16 protein-coding genes are annotated in these 16,863 nt (G+C 65.6%); 10 read left to right on the top strand and 6 right to left on the bottom strand.

Annotated features, from left to right (window positions below):
* Window positions 1-26: 26 nt before the first annotated feature.
* Entirely contained in the window at window positions 27-1,010 is a 984-nt protein-coding gene (locus tag ASD45_RS13960; protein ID WP_056912030.1) for a helix-turn-helix domain-containing GNAT family N-acetyltransferase, read from the bottom strand.
* 42 nt (window positions 1,011-1,052) lie between these two features.
* The gene (locus ASD45_RS13955) at window positions 1,053-1,625 is read right to left on the bottom strand and encodes a hypothetical protein (protein ID WP_056912029.1); all 573 of its coding nucleotides are present in this window, start codon (window positions 1,623-1,625) and stop codon (window positions 1,053-1,055) included.
* A gap of 153 nt (window positions 1,626-1,778) precedes the next feature.
* Here ASD45_RS13955 and ASD45_RS13950 point away from each other — a divergent pair, with 153 nt between their 5' ends.
* The 3 genes from ASD45_RS13950 (at window position 1,779) to ASD45_RS13940 (ending at window position 5,435) form a co-directional block, all read left to right on the top strand.
* A complete protein-coding gene (locus tag ASD45_RS13950) occupies window positions 1,779-2,981 on the top strand; it encodes a PA0069 family radical SAM protein (RefSeq protein ID WP_082540833.1) in 1,203 nt (400 codons plus the stop codon).
* 103 nt (window positions 2,982-3,084) lie between these two features.
* Window positions 3,085-3,825, top strand: coding sequence for a ribonuclease HII (locus tag ASD45_RS13945; protein ID WP_056912028.1), 741 nt, complete (start codon window positions 3,085-3,087; stop codon window positions 3,823-3,825).
* Window positions 3,826-3,893: 68 nt separating this feature from the next.
* Window positions 3,894-5,435 (top strand): glycosyltransferase family 39 protein, encoded by a 1,542-nt coding sequence (locus ASD45_RS13940; RefSeq protein WP_056912027.1) that lies wholly within the window; start codon window positions 3,894-3,896, stop codon window positions 5,433-5,435.
* A gap of 9 nt (window positions 5,436-5,444) precedes the next feature.
* Here the strand turns inward: ASD45_RS13940 and cydB are convergent, their stop codons facing one another.
* Both cydB and ASD45_RS13930 read right to left on the bottom strand, forming a co-directional pair.
* Entirely contained in the window at window positions 5,445-6,446 is a 1,002-nt protein-coding gene (gene cydB / locus ASD45_RS13935) for a cytochrome d ubiquinol oxidase subunit II (RefSeq protein ID WP_200949730.1), read from the bottom strand.
* 24 nt (window positions 6,447-6,470) lie between these two features.
* A complete protein-coding gene (locus tag ASD45_RS13930) occupies window positions 6,471-7,859 on the bottom strand; it encodes a cytochrome ubiquinol oxidase subunit I (RefSeq protein WP_056912025.1) in 1,389 nt (462 codons plus the stop codon).
* Between the two features lie 126 nt (window positions 7,860-7,985).
* Between ASD45_RS13930 and ASD45_RS13925 the strand changes: the two genes are divergently transcribed.
* Window positions 7,986-8,417, top strand: coding sequence for an EamA family transporter (locus ASD45_RS13925; RefSeq protein ID WP_056912024.1), 432 nt, complete (start codon window positions 7,986-7,988; stop codon window positions 8,415-8,417).
* Window positions 8,418-8,420: 3 nt separating this feature from the next.
* Here ASD45_RS13925 and ASD45_RS13920 read toward each other — a convergent pair whose 3' ends face one another.
* Window positions 8,421-9,224, bottom strand: coding sequence for a uracil-DNA glycosylase (locus tag ASD45_RS13920; protein WP_056912023.1), 804 nt, complete (start codon window positions 9,222-9,224; stop codon window positions 8,421-8,423).
* Between the two features lie 141 nt (window positions 9,225-9,365).
* On the opposite strand from ASD45_RS13920, the gene ASD45_RS13915 reads away from it, so the two are divergent.
* The 4 genes from ASD45_RS13915 (at window position 9,366) to ASD45_RS13900 (ending at window position 14,473) form a co-directional block, all read left to right on the top strand.
* The gene (locus ASD45_RS13915; protein ID WP_056912022.1) at window positions 9,366-11,015 is read left to right on the top strand and encodes an electron transfer flavoprotein-ubiquinone oxidoreductase; all 1,650 of its coding nucleotides are present in this window, start codon (window positions 9,366-9,368) and stop codon (window positions 11,013-11,015) included.
* 348 nt (window positions 11,016-11,363) lie between these two features.
* Window positions 11,364-13,073 carry a tetratricopeptide repeat protein gene (locus ASD45_RS13910; protein ID WP_244485468.1) on the top strand — a complete coding sequence of 570 codons (1,710 nt, stop codon included), beginning with the start codon at window positions 11,364-11,366 and terminating at the stop codon, window positions 13,071-13,073.
* Between the two features lie 93 nt (window positions 13,074-13,166).
* Window positions 13,167-14,096: a 4-(cytidine 5'-diphospho)-2-C-methyl-D-erythritol kinase gene (locus tag ASD45_RS13905; protein WP_082540832.1), complete on the top strand. Its 930-nt coding sequence runs from the start codon at window positions 13,167-13,169 to the stop codon at window positions 14,094-14,096.
* An 83-nt stretch (window positions 14,097-14,179) separates the two neighbouring features.
* A complete protein-coding gene (locus tag ASD45_RS13900; protein ID WP_056912020.1) occupies window positions 14,180-14,473 on the top strand; it encodes a hypothetical protein in 294 nt (97 codons plus the stop codon).
* Here ASD45_RS13900 and ASD45_RS13895 read toward each other — a convergent pair whose 3' ends face one another.
* Window positions 14,474-15,484, bottom strand: coding sequence for a polyprenyl synthetase family protein (locus tag ASD45_RS13895; RefSeq protein WP_056912019.1), 1,011 nt, complete (start codon window positions 15,482-15,484; stop codon window positions 14,474-14,476).
* Between the two features lie 154 nt (window positions 15,485-15,638).
* On the opposite strand from ASD45_RS13895, the gene ASD45_RS13890 reads away from it, so the two are divergent.
* On the top strand, window positions 15,639-16,628 hold the full coding sequence (locus ASD45_RS13890; RefSeq protein WP_056912786.1) for a glycosyltransferase family 2 protein: 990 nt from the start codon (window positions 15,639-15,641) through the stop codon (window positions 16,626-16,628).
* Window positions 16,628-16,858: a DUF2007 domain-containing protein gene (locus ASD45_RS13885; protein ID WP_056912018.1), complete on the top strand. Its 231-nt coding sequence runs from the start codon at window positions 16,628-16,630 to the stop codon at window positions 16,856-16,858. Before ASD45_RS13890 ends, ASD45_RS13885 begins: the two co-directional genes overlap by 1 nt.
* The last annotated feature ends 5 nt before the right edge of the window (window positions 16,859-16,863 follow it).

Genomic DNA, 16,863 nt, shown 5'->3' with positions numbered 1-16,863 from the left:
TTCAGAAGCGAGTCCTGAATGACGAATTACAGCGTCAGATCCCAGAACTCGGCGACGACGTTCTGGCCGAAGCTCATCTTGTTGTCGCTCGAGGTCAGCTTGAAGCCGCGGTTGGCGTAGCAGCGCCGCGCCGCCTTCAGGCAGTCGTGGGTCCAAAGGGTCATTTTCTTGTAGCCCTTGGCCCGGGCGAAGGCGATGCATTCGTCGGTCAGACGCTGTCCGAGGCCGAGACCCCGCGCTTTCGCAGAGACGAGCAGCAGCCGGATGCGTGCGGTCTCGGGCTCTTCGTCCTTCACCACCATGACGCAGCCGACCGGCTCGCCATTCATGTCGGCAATCCAGCAGCGCTCGCGCTGCGGGTCGAAGTTCTTGACGAAGTCGGCGACGATTTGCGCCACCAGCCCTTCGAAGCTGCGATCCCAATTGTATTCGCTGGAATAGACGCGGGCGTGCTCGGCAACGATCCAGCCGAAATCGCCGGGTAGCGGATCGCGCAATGTATAGCTGCGCGCGGCGGGGGCGCCGGCGTCCTTCTCGAGCAGTCGTTCGATCGTCTGCATGGCATTCACCAGTTCGTTCTGTTCGCTGTCGTCGAGTCTTGTCAGCATCTCGGCGACATCTTCCTGGGAGCGCTGCTCGGCGGGAGCGAAGAATTTGCGGCCCTGCGCGGTCAGCGACACGTGGCTCTGCCGCGCGTCATTCTTCGAGGTGGTGCGCTTGACCAGACCGCGCTTCTCGAAATTACGCAGCACGCGCGATAGGTAACCGGCGTCGAGATCGAGCGCGCGGCCGATGTCGCTGGCGGTCGGCGGCTCGACCGTCGGATGCGCCAGTTCGTGCAGCACGCGCATTTCGCCGAGCGAGTAGGGGGTGTCGAGGTAGGTCTTGCGCAGCAGGCCGATCTGTCGCGTGTAGAAACGGTTGAAGCGCCGCACTGCGCCGATGTGTTCGGGCGACGCAGCCGCATCGGCGCCGGTCTTGTTCGTTTTCGATGTGCCTGTCGCGCTCACGGAATGAGCGTCGGCCAGTTAGTTGACAAAGTCAAGCATCTGTCAGGTTATGCTGCGCGCGCTGGCCCCGAGCAAGGCGACCCGGCGCCGGCCGATCTTGCGCAGCACGGCGGCTTCGGCGTCCGCTGCCGCCGGGTGGCCACCGATGGCGTCGTAAAGCGCGCGCGCGATCAGCAGTCCCTGGCCGGACTGGTCGCCGCCGCCAAGCATCGCCCGCAGGACTGCGACGAGTTCCCTGATGCCGGGGCTCGCCTGTTCGGTCGCGGTGCGGAAGACCGCGGCCCGCGGCGATTTCTCGCTGTAGGCGGCCATCTGCATGAAGTTTTCCGCTGCCGCCATCCAGCCCGGTTCCGGAATGAGGCCGGCGCGCATGAACATCAACCACGGCGTCCTGGTCGTCAGCGCGGCGTCCTTGAGCCGCGGGCCGATCGCGCCTTCGACGATCATGAAGCGGCAGCCCGCAATATCGGCGACTTCGGCGGTGGCGTCCTTCGAGCCGGCGTCGGCCACCACCACCTCGGTGACCAGTCCCGACAAAGCGCCCGGCACCAACGCCGACAATGTCGGCACCAGAGTCCGCTCCGATTCGTTGGTGGCGACGATGACGCTGAGCATTGGCCCCGGTGGAACTGAACCCCTCTGGCTTCGGTTGCTACCACATCATGTGCGGCTGGTAACCCGCCCCACGACATCGCGGGCGACGATGCGTTTCGAGTGACGCGGCAAAATGTTCTTGTTATGTTCACATTTCAGCACTAGGTAAGGGCCATGGCTCACTCAAATGCAGCCTCGAAACGCTCGCTGCCGGCACTTGATCGGAACGCTGTTGCCGATCCAGTAACGGAGCTGCCGGCGAGCGCCAGGGATGTACGTGTTGACGACCTCACCGGCCTGCTCGGCGTCGTCGTCGAGCACGAGCGCCGGCGCGGCCGCGGCGCGCACTCGAACGCGTCCGGCCGTTACGAGACGCATGCCCGCATCGCCTTCGACGACGGCTGGCGCTCGCTCGAAGAACTGCCGCCGTTCAAGACCACGGTGCAGGTTGATTCGACGCGCAAGATCATCACCCGCAATCAGTCGCCCGACATCGGCTTCGACCGCTCGATCAATCCGTATCGCGGCTGCGAGCACGGCTGCGTCTATTGCTTTGCGCGGCCGACCCATGCCTATCTCGGCCTGTCGCCGGGGCTGGATTTCGAATCCAAATTGTTCGTGAAGCCGGATGCGGCCGCGCTGCTGGAGAAAGAACTCGCGGCGCCGAACTATTCGCCGCGCACCATCGCCATCGGCACCAATACCGACCCGTATCAGCCGATCGAGCGGCGCTACAAGGTGATGCGGCGCATTCTCGAAACGCTGGACAAGGCCGGCCATCCCGTCGGTATCGTTACCAAATCCGCTTTGGTGACGCGCGATCTCGACATTCTCGCCCGCATGGCCGAGCGCAATCTCGCCAAGGTGGCGCTGTCGGTGACGACGCTCGATCCGGAACTGGCGCGCACGATGGAGCCGCGCGCTTCGACGCCGATGAGGCGCCTCGAGGCCTTGCGGCAGTTGTCGCAGGCCGGCGTGCCGACCACGGTGATGGTCGCGCCGGTCATTCCCGCGCTCAACGACATGGAGATCGAGCGCATCCTCGACGCCGCGGCGGCCGCCGGCGTGCGCGAAGCCGGCTACGTCATGCTGCGCCTGCCGCTGGAAGTGCGCGACCTGTTCCGCGAGTGGCTGGAAGCGAACTATCCCGATCGCGCCGCGCACGTGTTCAAGCTGGTGCGCGAGATGCGCGGCGGCAAGGATTACGACTCGGAGTGGGGCACGCGCATGAAAGGCAAGGGCCCTTACGCCTGGCTGATCGGCCGCCGCTTCGAACTCGCCTGCGAGAAGCTCGGCCTCAACGTCAGCAAACGGCAGCTCACGACCGAGCACTTCAAGCATCCGGCGCCGGAAAGCGCGCAGATGAGTCTGTTTTAGCGGGCCGTCCCGCAATGGCGGGACGCGGCGCCAATCCCCGTTGTTCACCGGCCGATGCGAATAGGGTTGAAAGGGAACGCGACTCGGGCGTACCCATCGCTCTATGGCACCCGCCTCCAAAAAGAAGCCTGCGGCAAAGTCAGCCGCGAAACCGCGTCTGCCGCTGGCGGAAACCGTGCTGCGCCCGACGTTCCGGCGCGAGCGTCGTGCGCTCAAGGCTGGGATCTCTCCGGTAGCCGGCTGCGACGAGGCGGGCCGCGGGCCGCTGGCCGGCCCGGTGGTGGCGGCGGCGGTCATTCTCGATCCAGACCGTATCCCGCGCGGCCTCAACGATTCGAAAAAGCTCGACGCGACCGAGCGCGAGAAGCTCTACGAGAAGATCTGCGCCACGGCGCAGGTGTCGGTGGTGTTCGGTGCCGTCCAGCGCATCGACCGCGACAATATCCTGCGCGCCTCGCTCTGGGCCTCGGCACGCGCGGTGAAGGCGCTGCCGGTTCGGCCGAAGCTCGTCTTCATGGACGGCAACATGAAGATCGATTGCGGCTGTGACTGCGAAGCCGTCGTCTCCGGCGACGCGCTGGTGCTGTCGGTCGCCGCCGCTTCGATCGTCGCCAAGGTGACGCGCGACCGCTACATGGCGCGGCTCGCCGAGGCATTCCCGGGCTACGGCTTCGAGCGCCATATGGGCTACAGCGTGCCGGAGCATTTCCGCGCGCTCCAGGCGCTCGGTCCGACGCCGCATCACCGCAAATCCTTCGCCCCGGTTGCCGCCCGCTTCGCCGCGATGGGTGAACGCATCGAGGATGTGGCGGCGGAAGCGCTCGCGGCCGTGTTGCCACTTTAGCCGCCGTTCTTTATTGCTCTCTGCTGCTTATCCGTCTCCTTTCAGGGGAGGGATCAAGATCGAGAGCCATGCACCACGTCTCCCTGATCATCGAATTCCTGCGCGGCCGGCCCAAAGTCGTGTTCTGGGTCGTGGCGCTGACGCAGGGCGTGCTGTGGACCGTGATCCCGGCGCTGTTCTATGCGGCGCCGCCGGGCGATGTGCCGCTGGTGCTGGCGGTCGGCCGCGAATTCCTGCTCGGCAGCTATCTGGGTCCGCCGCTGGCCTTCTGGGCCGCCGAGATCGCGTTCAGGACCGCCGGTCTGTTCGGCCTCTATGCATTGTCGCAGGTCTGCATCGTCACGGCGCTGTGGGCGATCTTCCGGCTCGGCCAGTCGGTGGTCGGCACCCGCCACGCCGTGCTCGGCATCCTGCTGATGGTCGGCATCGCGGCCTTCACCGTACCAAGCCCGGATTTCGGCCCGGCGGTGCTGGCGATGCCGTTCTGGGCACTGGCGCTGATGCATTACTGGCGCGCGGTCGGCGAGGAGAAACGGGGCAACTGGTTCCTGCTCGGCGTCGATCTCGGCCTGCTGCTGCTGACGCATTACATCGGCATCGTCCTGATCGCGCTGCTCATCGTGTTCACGCCGCTGACGGCGCGCGGCCGCCGCGCGCTGACATTCCCCGAGCCGTGGCTGGCGCTCGTGCTGACGGCGATCGTCATCGCGCCGCATGCCGCGTGGCTTGCCCGCTCGCATGCGCTGGTGTTCGAAGCGCTCAACGAAGCAGCGGCCGGGAGTTCGGCGCTGTGGCTCGTCGGCGCGCTGATCGCCGTTCACCTCGGCCTTCTGCTGCTCGCCTATCTCGCCAGCGGTTTTCCGCGCCGGCGCAATGAGCGGGCGCCGGAGATCGATCGCACGCCGGTCGAGCCGACGGCGCGCGCTTTCGTCTATTTCTTTGCGCTCGCGCCGGCCGTCGTCGTCGTGGCGCTGGTCGCCCTCGGCGAACGCGTGCCGCAATTGTCGGTCCTGACGCCGTTCGGTTCGCTGGCGACTCTCGCCGCGCTGGCGCCGCTGGTTCTGCTGTCGGGCCTTGCCGTCGTGCTGGCCGCCGGCAACCGCGTGCTGATCTATCGCGAGGCCCTGGTGTCGTCGTCATGGCTGGCGCTGCTGGTCGCGCCGCCGGTCATCGTCGTGCTGAGCATGGTGGTGGTGCCGTGGACCTTCGCCAAGGACAACCGCATCGCGCAGCCTGCCGTCGCCGAAGCGCAGTTCTTCGCCGAGAGCTTCCAGCGTCGCACCGGCAAGCCGTTGCAATATGTCAGCGGCGATCCGCGACTTGCCCCGCTCATTGCCATGCTGGCGCCGAGCGGCGAGGGCGGCCGGCCGCATGTGTTCTTCGCCTGGGCACCGCAGCGTAGCCCATGGGCTACGGTCGACGATGTGGCCACGCAAGGCGGCGTGCTGGTGTGGCCGGCGGACGACAGCAACGCGGTGCCGGCCGATTTGCGCACGCAGTTTCCGACGCTGATACCCGAGCTGCCGCGCTCCTTCGCCCGCGCGGTGCAGGGCCGCCTGCCGCTGATCCGCATCGGCTGGTCGGTGCTGCGTCCGCAGGCGCAACAGTAACCACCGCCTCTAGTGGTACGACTCGCCAGCGTGCACCTTGCCGCGGAACAGCCAGTACACAAAAATCACGTAGCCCAGCACCATGGGCAGTAGAAACAGCGTGCCGATCAGCATGAAGATCTGGCTGCCGGGCGAGGCGGAGGTCTCCCAGATCGTCAGCGACGGCGGCACAATGTAGGGGAAGTTCGAGATCACCAGCCCGGCATAGCCGAGCAGGAACAAGGCAACCGCCGCCAGGAACGGCGGCACTTCGCGGCCACGCTCGATCCAGTACCAGCAGGCGAAGGCCACCAGCGCCGTGACGACCGGCACCGGCCACAAGAAGTAGAAATTCGGCAGCGAGAACCAGCGCGCGGCGATGCGCGGTTCGGCGAGCGGCGTGTAGAGGCTGACGGCGGCCATGAACACGAGCACGGCGACCAGCCAGTATCTGGCCTGACGCTGCGAGCGTGCCGCCACCTCGGCGTCGGTCTTCATGTGCAGCCAGGTGGCGCCGAGCAAGCCGTAACCGGCGATCAGCGCGAGGCCACACAGCACCGTGAAAGGCGTCAGCCAGTCGAACGAGCCGCCGACATATTGGCCGTTGACGACATTGATGCCCTGCACGAGACCGCCAAGCACGAGGCCCTGCGAAAAGGACGCCAGGATCGAGCCGAGGGCGAAGGCGAAACTCCAGCCCTTCTTGCTGTGCGACACGGTGCGGAATTCAAAGGCGACGCCGCGAAACACCAGCGCGACCAGCATCACGATCACCGGCAAGTACAGCGCCGGCATGATCGCCGCATAGGCGCGCGGGAAGGCGACGAACAGTCCGACGCCGCCGAGGATCAGCCAGGTCTCATTGCCGTCCCAGAACGGCGCGACGGTGCGCATCATCTGGTCGCGCTCGGTTTCGTTCCTCGCGAATGGAAACAGGATGCCGATGCCGAGATCGAAGCCGTCGAGGATGATGTACAGCGCCACCGCGACGCCGATCAGCGCCGCCCAGATCAGAGGGAGATACATCTCCATGGATTCCATGGTCCGCTCCCTTGGCTAAATGTCACGGCCGGCAGAACGCGCCGCCGCAATCGGGTTGCCGCCGAAATTACTCAGATCGTCCTGTGGCGGCTCGGTCGTGTCGGGACCCTGCTTGATCAGCCGGTTCATGTAGTAGATGCCGAACGAGAACACGATGCCATAGGCAACGATGAACAGGCCGAGCGTGCCGAGCACGGTCGCGCCCGGCACGGGCGACACGCCATCGGCGGTGCGCATGACATTGTAAATGAGCCAGGGCTGGCGGCCGCTTTCGGTCACCACCCAGCCGGCGATCACGGCGACAAATCCCGCCCACCATGTGTTGGCGATGATGCGCAGGAACCAGCGCGTCTCGAACAGGGTGCCGCGCCACCACAGCAAGGCGCCGAACAGCGCCGCCGCGATCATGTAGATGCCGAGGCCGACCATGATGCGGAAGGCGAAGAACACCGACACCAACGGCGGCCTCTGATCCGGCGGCACGCTCTTCAGGCCCGGATAAAGCCCGTTCCACGAATGCGTCAGAATGAGCGAGCCGGCATAGGGGATGGCGATCGAGTAACGGTTGGTCTCCGCCTTCTCGTCGGGCCAGGCGAACAGCACGAGCTCGCCGGGCTTGGAGCCGTCCCAGTGGCCTTCCATCGCCGCCACCTTGATCGGCTGATGTTCGAGGGTGTTGAGGCCGTGCTGGTCGCCGATGATGAGCTGCAGCGGCGCCAGAACGGCGGCGAGGCCGATTCCCATGCGCAGCATGGTGCGGCCTTCGCGCAAATGCCGGCCCGCGAGGAGAAAGCGCGCGCCGACGCCCACGACGACGAAAGCCGTCGTCAGGTAAGCGGCATTGAGCATGTGGGCGAAGCGATAGGGGAAGCTCGGATTGAAGACGATCTTCAGCCAGTCGACCGGCACGGCGACGCCGTTCTTCACGGCGTATCCCACCGGGGTCTGCATCCAGCTATTGGCCGACAGAATCCAGAATGCCGAGCTCATGGTGCCGAAGGCGACGACGCAGGCCGACAGTGTGTAGAGCCACGGCGGCACCCTGTTGAAGCCAAACAGAAGAATGCCGAGAAACGTCGCTTCGAGGAAGAACGCAGCCAGCACCTCATAACCGAGCAGGGGACCGATCACGTCGCCGGAGAAAGCCGAAAAGCGGCTCCAGTTGGTGCCGAACTGATAGGAGAGCACGATGCCCGAAACCACGCCCATCGCGAACGACACCGCGAAGATCCTGGTCCAGAAGCGCATCAGTTGCTGATAGCGGTCCTCGCCGGTGTAGACCCACATGCCGCCGAGCGTGGCGAGCCAGGCCGAAAGGCCGATGGTGAAGCTCGGGAAAATGATATGAAAAATGATCGTGAAGGCGAACTGCAGGCGGGCCAGGAAAATGGGATCGGCATCCATCGCGTCACCTCCGTCGAAGCCATCGTGAAACGATACTACGCCGAATTACGCGACGAGCCAGTGGACAATTTGTCAATCATTCGCAACTAACGGCACTCACACGCCGTCACCACCCGGAGTTTCTTCATGAGTATCTGGTCATCATGGCAGGTCTGGGCGTTGCTGTCGGCGGTGTTCGCCGCGCTCACCGCCATCTTCGCCAAAATCGGCATCGAGAACGTCAATTCCGATTTCGCGACCTTTATCCGCACCATCGTCATTCTGATGACATTGGCGCTCATCCTGTTCGCGACCGGACAGTTCCAGTCGCCGGGCACGATCTCGGCGCGCACTTATGCCTTTCTCGTGCTGTCGGGACTGGCGACCGGCGCGTCATGGATCTGTTACTTCCGCGCGCTCAAGATCGGCGAGGCGGCCAAGGTGGCGCCGATCGACAAGCTCAGCGTGGTGCTGGTGGCGATTTTCGGCGTCATCTTTCTCGGCGAGCGGCTGTCTGGGCCGAACTGGCTCGGCGTCGCGCTGATCGGCGCCGGCGCGATATTGATCGCGTACCGATAGCGGCTAGGAATCCAGCGCCTTCCTGATCGCCAGCAGATCCCGCCAGGCAAAGCGCTTCTGCAGCGGCGAGCGCAGCAGGAATGCCGGATGGAACGTGGCGATGGCGCGGATCTCGCGCTTGTCGGTATCGAAGGTGAACCAGCGGCCGCGCGTCTTGGTGATGCCGTCCTTGATGTTGAGCAGCGTCTGCGCCGACGGCCCGCCGAGGCAGACAAGGATATCGGGATCGGCGAGTTCGATCTGTCGCAGCACGAAGGGCAGGCAGATCGCCGACTCCTGCGGCGTCGGCGTGCGGTTGCCGGGCGGCCGCCACGGCACGATGTTGGCGATGTAGACCGAGGTGCGGTCGAGCCCGATCGCCTTGAGCATCTGGTCGAGCAATTTGCCGGAACGGCCGACGAAGGGCAGGCCTTCGATGTCCTCGTCACGGCCCGGCGCTTCGCCGACCAGCATGACGCGGGCCTGCGGGTTGCCGTCGGCGAACACGGTGCGCGTCGCGGTCGCCTTCAGCGCGCAACCGTCGAAGCTTTCGAGGATGGCGCGCAGTTCCTCGAGGCTGGCCGCGCTCCTGGCCGCGGTGCGTGCCGCCATGGCGGCCTCGTCCGGCGCGACCACGGCCGGTATCGGCGTCGCCGGACGGGCGGTCACCACCGGCGCGGGCCGTTCGCTCGCCTGGCGCGGCGCCACCGGCGGTGCCTCGACGACCGCGAAGCGATCGACCGGCTCCTCGCCGACCAGCGCATCGACGCCCGCCGCGAGATAGAACTCGAGCAGGTCGCGCGCGTTGAGGTCAGGAATTTCCGTCATCGCGGCATTCTAGCACAATGAAATCGCATGGCCGGGCAATTGCCCCTGCTGTGCAAAAGTGGTCAATAGAAGCGTTATGAACTGCGTTCCGGGGGCAAACGGCGCTGGTTCGGCGTGCAAGGCCCCCTCGAGGAGAGCTGGATGACCGATCTGCCGGCCCGCGAGGCGATGGAATTCGACGTTGTCGTCGTGGGTGCGGGGCCGGCCGGCCTTGCCGCGGCGATCAGGCTCAAGCAGCTCAATGCCGACCTGTCGGTCGTCGTCGTCGAGAAGGGCTCGGAAGTCGGCGCGCATATCATGTCGGGGGCGGTGATCGACCCGGTCGGCCTCGACAAGCTGCTGCCGGACTGGCGCAACGAAGACTCGCCGATCAAGACCGCCGTCAAGGACGACCGCTTCTATTTCCTCGGCCACAGCGGCGCGCTGCGCCTGCCGAACATCATGCTGCCGCCGCTGATGAGCAATCACGGCAACTACGTCGTTTCGCTCGGCGATGTTTGCCGCTGGCTCGGCACCAAGGCCGAAGGCCTCGGCGTCGAAATCTATCCGGGCTTTGCCGCCGCCGAAGTGCTCTATGACGACAACGGCGCCGTCGCCGGCGTCGCCACCGGCGACATGGGTATCGGCAAGTCGGGCGAACCCAACGCCAACTTCACCCGCGGCATGGAGCTGCGCGCCAAGTACACGTTGTTCGCCGAGGGCGCGCGCGGCAATCTCGGCAAGCAGCTCATCGCCAGATTCAATTTGCAGGACGGCCGCGATCCGCAGAAATTCGGCATCGGCCTCAAGGAGCTGTGGCAGGTCGCGCCGGACAAGCACAAGCCCGGGCTGGTGCAGCACTCGTTCGGCTGGCCGCTCGACAATTCGACCGGCGGCGGCTCGTTCCTCTATCACTTCGGCGACAACCTGGTTTCGGTCGGCTTCGTCGTTCATCTCAACTACAAGAATCCGTATCTGTCGCCATTCGAGGAATTCCAGCGCTTCAAGACGCATGCGCTGGTGCGCGGCACCTTCGAAGGCGGCAAGCGGCTGTCCTACGGCGCGCGGGCGCTGACCGAAGGCGGCTACCAGTCGGTGCCGAAGCTGGTGTTCCCGGGCGGCGCGCTGATCGGCTGCGATGCCGGCTTCATCAACGTGCCGCGCATCAAGGGCAGCCACAACGCCATGCTGTCCGGCATCATGGCGGCGGAAGCGGCAAGCGCCGCGCTCGCCGCCGGCCGCTCCCATGACGAACTCACGGATTACGAAGCCGGCTGGCGCAACTCGCCGATCGGCAAGGACCTATCGCGCGTGCGCAACGCCAAGCCGCTGTGGTCGAAGTTCGGCACCATGCTCGGCATCGTGCTCGGCGGCCTCGACATGTGGACCCGCACGCTCGGCTTCTCGCTGTTCGGCACGCAGAGCCACGGCACGGCGGATTACGCCACGCTGAAGCCGGCGTCGGAATGCACGCCGATCGCTTATCCCAAGCCGGACGGCAAGCTGACCTTCGACCGGCTGTCCTCGGTGTTCCTGTCGAACACCAATCACGAGGAAGACCAGCCGCCGCATCTCAAGGTCAAGGACATGGCCCTGCAGAAGTCGTCCGAGCACGACGTCTTCGCCGGCCCGTCGACCCGCTATTGCCCGGCCGGCGTCTATGAGTGGGTCGAAGAGGCGGGCAATCCGAAATTCGTCATCAATGCGCAGAACTGCGTCCACTGCAAAACCTGCGACATCAAGGACCCGAACCAGAACATCACCTGGGTGCCGCCGGAAGGCTCGGGCGGCCCGAATTATTCGGGAATGTGACGTTTTAGGTGTATTTTTATACCATGCACTTATAGGTAGAAGACGGGCGTCCCTGGTAGGGCCCGGAGCCGGCGATCAGGACCGGCGCTCGGCCGTCGCAACTGACGGTATCGGCCTTGCTGCCGCCACACCGGCGCGTTCAAGCTGTGGCAATTGGGTCGTGGTCGCTCGACGGGGGGCGTTCTTGCGGTTGCGGCGCAAAAGGGTCATTCTCAGCATAACCTTAGCGACTCAACGCGAAAAATCGCGTCGGCGCTTGATGGAGCATCGCCAGTGAAATTTTCGAGCCCGTTCCGGTGTTTCGCCGCCGGCGCCGCGTTCTCTATTTTCGCGCTTGCGTTCTTCGCCGTGGCGCCTGCTTCGGCAAAGGCACAGGCGGCGCGCGAGACCGGGCCGAGTGCGCTCGACCTGGCCAATATGACCGCGTCGGGGAGCTATCTGGCCGCCCGCCATGCCGGCCAGCAGCGCGATGCGCTGGCGGCCGCGGCCTATTATCGGGCGGCGCTGCGCCGCGACCCCAAGAACGTGGAATTGCTCGACCGCGCCTTCCTGTCGCTGCTGGTCGGCGGCGACATCAACGAGGCCGTCAAGCTCGCTGACCGCGTCGTGGCGTCCGACAAGTCGGATCGCGTCGCCCGCCTGGTGATGGGCGTGCATGATGTGAAGGTCGGTCACTTTGCCACCGCGCGCCGCAATCTCGCGCAGTCGGTGCGTGGGCCGATCACCGATCTCACCGCGACGCTGCTGACCGCCTGGAGCCAGTCCGGCGCCGGCGATGCGAAAGCCGCGGTGGCGACCATCGATCGCCTGTCGGGTCCGGATTGGTACGGCATCTTCAAGGATCTGCACGCTGGCCTGATCCTCGACAGCGCCGGGCAGAAGAAGGATGCCGGCAAGCGTCTCGAGCGCGCCTACAAGCAGGACCCGACGGCGCTGCGCGTCGTCGAAGCCTATGGCGGCTGGCTGTCGCGCAACCGCACGCAGCAGGAAGCGCTCGAGGTGTTCGAGGCGTTCGACAAGGTACTGCCCCGTCATCCGCTGATCGTCGAGGAGATGGCCAAGGTCAAGGCCGGCGAAAAGCTGCCGCTGCTCGTGACCGGTCCGCAGGCCGGCGCCGCCGAAGCGCTGTACGGACTCGGCGCCTCGCTCGGCCGTCGCGGCGGCGAGGACCTCGGTCTGGTCTATCTGCAACTGGCGCTGCATCTGTCGCCCAATCATTCGCTGGCGCTGCTGTCGCTGGCCGATCTCTATGAATCGCTCAAGAAGCCGGACATGGCGATCAAGGTCTATGAGCGCATTCCGGCGAACTCGCCGCTGTATCGCAACGCCTCCATTCAGATGGCGGCCGATCTCGACGCGCTCGATCGCGGCGAAGACGCGCAGAAGCGTCTCGAGGAGATCGTCAAGGCGGATCCGAAGGATCTCGAAGCGATGCTGGCGCTCGGCAATCTCGAGCGCGGGCACAAGAAGTTTGCCGAATGCGGCGAGGCCTACACCAAGGCCATCGACCTGATCGGCAAGCCCGACAAGTCGAACTGGACGGTGTTCTATTTCCGCGGCATCTGCTTCGAACGCTCCAAGCAGTGGCCGAAGGCGGAAGCCGATCTGAAGAAGGCGCTGGAGCTGTCTCCCGACCAGCCGCACGTGCTCAACTATCTCGGCTATTCCTGGATCGATCAGGGCGTGAACCTCGACGAGGGCATGGCCATGATCAAGAAGGCCGTCGCGCAGCGTCCGGACGACGGCTACATCGTCGACTCGCTCGGCTGGGCCTATTTCCGCCTCGGGAATTACGATGAAGCGACCAAGGAGCTCGAGCGCGCCATCGGCCTCAAGCCGGAAGATCCGACCATCAACGATCATCTCGGTGATGCCTATTGGCGCGTCGGGCGCAAGCTGGAAGCGACCTTCCAGTGGGCCCACGCGCGCGACCTGAAACCCGATCCGGACGAACTGCCGAAGATCCTGCAGAAGCTGCAGCACGGTCTGCCCGAGGAAGCGACCTCGCAGGCCAATTCGACGGAAAAGCCGGCGGCCAAGCAGGGCAACGGCGGCTGATCTTTTTTCCCTCCCCCCGCGAAGCGGCGGGGAGGGTCGGTTCACATCGCAATGGCGATGTGACCGGGGTGGGGGGCTCTTCGCTTTTCAACGATGTCCATTTCCCCCACCCCTGACCCCTCCCCACCACTCGCAAGGGCTCGCGGGGGGAGGGGAACAGAAGTCCTCACCCAAATCGCCCGCGCCAAAATCAATCTCACGCTGCGCGTTACCGACCGCCGCGCCGACGGCTATCACGAGCTGGAAAGCCTCGTCGTTTTCGCCGATATCGCCGATACCCTGACGCTCGAGCCCGCCGGTCATGTCAGTGTCGCGGTGACCGGACCTTTCGCCGACGTGATCGGCGCGGCGAGTGACAATCTCATCGTCAAAGCCTTCGACCGTCTGGCCGCGCTGATGCCGGGTCTGAAGGGCGGGCGCTTCAATCTCGACAAGCACATCCCGGTCGCGGCCGGCATCGGCGGCGGCTCGGCCGATGCCGCCGCCGCCCTGCGGCTGCTCGCGCGGCTCAACGATCTGTCGTTCGACGACGCGCGCATCATGACCGCAGCCTTGCAGACCGGCGCCGACGTTCCGGTCTGCGTCGGCTCGCGCGCCTGCGTCATGACCGGCATCGGCGAGCGGCTGACGCCGCCGCTCGATTTGCCGGCGCTGCCGGCAGTGCTGGTCAATCCGCGCGTCGCCGTCGCCACCCGCGATGTGTTCGCCGCGCTCGGCCGCGCCGGCCTGCCGCAGCACGCGGATCGGCTCGGCGACGTGCCGCGCGGCTTCGACGGTCTCATCGATTATTTGCACGGACATGGCAACGACCTGACTGACGCCGCGATCGCCTGCGCCCCCGTCGTCGGCGAGGTGCTGGCCGCGCTGCGGGCACTGCCCGGCGTCCGGCTGGCCCGCATGTCGGGCTCGGGCGCGACCTGTTTCGCGATTTTTTCCTCCGCAAGTGAAGCCGAAGCGGCCGCGAGGGCGCTTGCCGGTCGCGGCTGGTGGGTGACGCCGACGATCCTTGCCGCCGCGCCTTGAATTCCCCGCGATTTTAGGGGAACTGTTGCGGCCTTATCGATTTGCCGTCACATGGGCGACGGCGGGAATACCGGAGACTTGCGATGAACTGGCGTTGGGCGGCGATGACGGCGATGGTGCTCATCGGCGGAGGCCTTCTCGCCGCCGATCCGGCGCTCGCGCGCAAGGGCAACAAGGCGCAGGTCAAGCGTACGGTTTGCCAGGATCAGATTGGCGGGCCGACCTGGCGCGGCATCTGGTTCAACACCGAGCCGCGGCCGAATGGCTGCTCGCCGGCGGTCCACCAGTACGGCCGCTTCATCGGCCAGGATCCGGATCCGAACATCCGCTTCCAGCTGATGCGCCAGCCCGAGACCGGCTACACGGTCACCAAGTAATCAGAACGCCCGGGCGATACAGAACGCCACGGTCTCTTCCAGCGCCGTCTTGATGTCCGACGGCGGCACCAGCGCCAGCGCGTCCATCGCGATGGCGCCATAGTGCCGGGCGCGGCCGAGCGTATCCTCGATGGCGTGATGCTTGGTCATCAAGCCGATGGCGTGATCGAGATCGCCGTCCTCGACCTGGCCTTCGCCGAGCGTGCGATTCCAGAAAGCGCGCTCGGCATCCGAGCCGCGCCGGAACGACAGCACCACCGGCAGCGTGATCTTGCCCTCGCGGAAATCGTCACCGACGTTCTTGCCGAGCTTGGCGGATTTGCCGCCATAGTCGAGCGCGTCGTCGACGAGCTGGAAGGCGATGCCGAGATTCATGCCGTAGGACCGGCAGGCCGCGATCTCCGCCTTGTCGCGGCCGGCCAGCACCGGACCGACCTCGCAGGCGGCCGCGAACAATTCGGCGGTCTTGGCGCGGATGACGGCGAGATATTCGTCCTCGTTGGTCGCGGTGTTCTTGGCGGCGCCGAGTTGCATCACTTCGCCCTCGGCGATCACCGCCGCGGCCGAGGAGAGAATGTCGAGTGCGGTGAGGTTGCCGACCTCGACCATCATCTTGAAGGCCTGGCCGAGCAGGAAGTCGCCGACCAGCACGCTGGCCTCGTTGCCCCACAGCATGCGCGCCGCCTGCTTGCCGCGCCGCATGTCGCTCTGATCGACGACGTCGTCGTGCAGCAGGGTCGCCGTGTGCATGAATTCGACGGCCGCCGCCAGCTTGATGTGGCCGTCGCCGGCGTAGCCCGACAGTTGCGCCATGGCCAGCGTCAGCATCGGCCGCAGCCTTTTACCGCCCGAGGAAATCAGGTGGTTGGCGACCTCCGGGATCATGGTCACGTCGGAGCCGGTGCGGTCGAGAATCGTCGAATTGACGCGCTCCATCGCGGGCGCCAGCAACTTGACGAGGCGCTCGATTGAGGCGGCCTGAGGATTTTCGAAAGGAACCACGACGGCCAAGACGCTCACTCCTTGGTAGTTATGCGGTCGATTTATCGCGCCTCGACACCGGGGACAAGCCAAGCATAGAAACGCTATGGTAACGGGGCAAGACCTCGCGGGGCGGGGCAGGACAGGGGCGGCGATGGACAAGCGCGTCGATAGCGCGACCGTGATGGCGGTGGACGCCCAAGGAGCCGGACGGAGCGGCTTCCGAATCGCCGTGCTGGTGCCGTGCTTCAACGAAGAGGCGGCCGTTGCCCGGGTGGTTGCCGACTTCAAGGCGGCGCTGCCGGAGGCGATTGTCTACGTGTTCGACAACAATTCGAGCGACAACACGGTCGCCGTCGCGCGAGCAGCGGGGGCCGAGGTGCGGCACGAGCGCCATCAGGGCAAGGGCTTCGTGCTGCGCCGGATGTTCAGCGACATCGACGCCGATATCTACGTGCTGGTCGATGGCGACGCCACCTATGACGCGCCGAGCGCCCCGCGCATGATCGAGCTGTTGCTGCGCGACCGGCTCGACATGGTGGTCGGCAAACGCATCGATCAGGAGGTCGCGGCCTATCGGGCCGGCCACCGCACCGGCAACTGGCTGCTCACGACCTTCGTTTCCACGGTGTTCGGCTCGGCATTCGACGACATATTGTCCGGCTACCGCGTTTTCTCGCGCCGCTTCGTCAAATCGTTTCCGATGCTGTCGTCCGGCTTCGAGATCGAGACCGAGCTTACCGTCCACGCGCTCGAACTGGGCCTGCCGGTGGCCGAGATCGAAACGCCGTATTATGCCCGCCCGGAAGGCTCGACCTCCAAGCTCAACACCTGGCGCGACGGTTTTCGAATTCTCTGGATGATCGCGCAGCTCTATCGCAGCGAACGGCCGTTTCCGTTCTTCGGCGCCATCGGCTGCGTGCTGGCATTGATCTCGGTGGTCCTGGCGGTCCCGATCGTCGTCACTTTCATCGAAACGCACCTGGTGCCTCGGCTGCCAACGGCGATGCTGGCGATGGGCCTGATGCTGATGGCGTTTCTGTCGGTCGCCGTCGGGCTGGTGCTCGACACCGTGACGCGTGGCCGCCGCGAGATGAAGCTGCTGGCCTATCTCAATCATCGCGCCGCCGGCGATGAAAGACGGAGCGACAAGCGCCATCCGGGTTCGGCTTGATGAAAGAACTCGTCCGCACCAACGACGCGGTGCTGGTATCCGCGATCACGGCGCTGCTCGACGGCGCCGGCATCGCGCACCTCGTGTTCGATCAGAACATGAGCGTGCTGGAAGGTTCGCTCGGCGTGCTGCCGCGCCGCGTGCTGGTTGCCGACGATGAATTGGCGGCGGCGCGCCGGCTGCTCACCGATGCCGGGCTCGGCCATGAGCTGCGGCCTCAAGATTCGTGAGAAGC

The sequence above is a fragment of the Pseudolabrys sp. Root1462 genome, from assembly GCF_001426945.1.
Lineage (GTDB): Bacteria > Pseudomonadota > Alphaproteobacteria > Rhizobiales > Xanthobacteraceae > Pseudolabrys.
Note: the sequence above shows the minus strand (reverse complement) of the source record. Positions and strands in the feature narration are given on the sequence as shown.

Excerpts from the sequence above, each read along its gene's own strand:
- ASD45_RS13955 (WP_056912029.1), bottom strand. The coding sequence starts at position 1,625 with ATGCTCAGCGTCATCGTCGCCACCAACGAATCGGAGCGGACTCTGGTG.
- ASD45_RS13950 (WP_082540833.1), top strand. The coding sequence starts at position 1,779 with ATGGCTCACTCAAATGCAGCCTCGAAACGCTCGCTGCCGGCACTTGAT.
- ASD45_RS13945 (WP_056912028.1), top strand. The coding sequence starts at position 3,085 with ATGGCACCCGCCTCCAAAAAGAAGCCTGCGGCAAAGTCAGCCGCGAAA.
- ASD45_RS13940 (WP_056912027.1), top strand. The coding sequence starts at position 3,894 with ATGCACCACGTCTCCCTGATCATCGAATTCCTGCGCGGCCGGCCCAAA.
- cydB (WP_200949730.1), bottom strand. The coding sequence starts at position 6,446 with ATGGAGATGTATCTCCCTCTGATCTGGGCGGCGCTGATCGGCGTCGCG.
- ASD45_RS13930 (WP_056912025.1), bottom strand. The coding sequence starts at position 7,859 with ATGGATGCCGATCCCATTTTCCTGGCCCGCCTGCAGTTCGCCTTCACG.
- ASD45_RS13925 (WP_056912024.1), top strand. The coding sequence starts at position 7,986 with ATGAGTATCTGGTCATCATGGCAGGTCTGGGCGTTGCTGTCGGCGGTG.
- ASD45_RS13920 (WP_056912023.1), bottom strand. The coding sequence starts at position 9,224 with ATGACGGAAATTCCTGACCTCAACGCGCGCGACCTGCTCGAGTTCTAT.
- ASD45_RS13915 (WP_056912022.1), top strand. The coding sequence starts at position 9,366 with ATGACCGATCTGCCGGCCCGCGAGGCGATGGAATTCGACGTTGTCGTC.
- ASD45_RS13905 (WP_082540832.1), top strand. The coding sequence starts at position 13,167 with ATGTCCATTTCCCCCACCCCTGACCCCTCCCCACCACTCGCAAGGGCT.
- ASD45_RS13900 (WP_056912020.1), top strand. The coding sequence starts at position 14,180 with ATGAACTGGCGTTGGGCGGCGATGACGGCGATGGTGCTCATCGGCGGA.
- ASD45_RS13890 (WP_056912786.1), top strand. The coding sequence starts at position 15,639 with ATGGCGGTGGACGCCCAAGGAGCCGGACGGAGCGGCTTCCGAATCGCC.
- ASD45_RS13885 (WP_056912018.1), top strand. The coding sequence starts at position 16,628 with ATGAAAGAACTCGTCCGCACCAACGACGCGGTGCTGGTATCCGCGATC.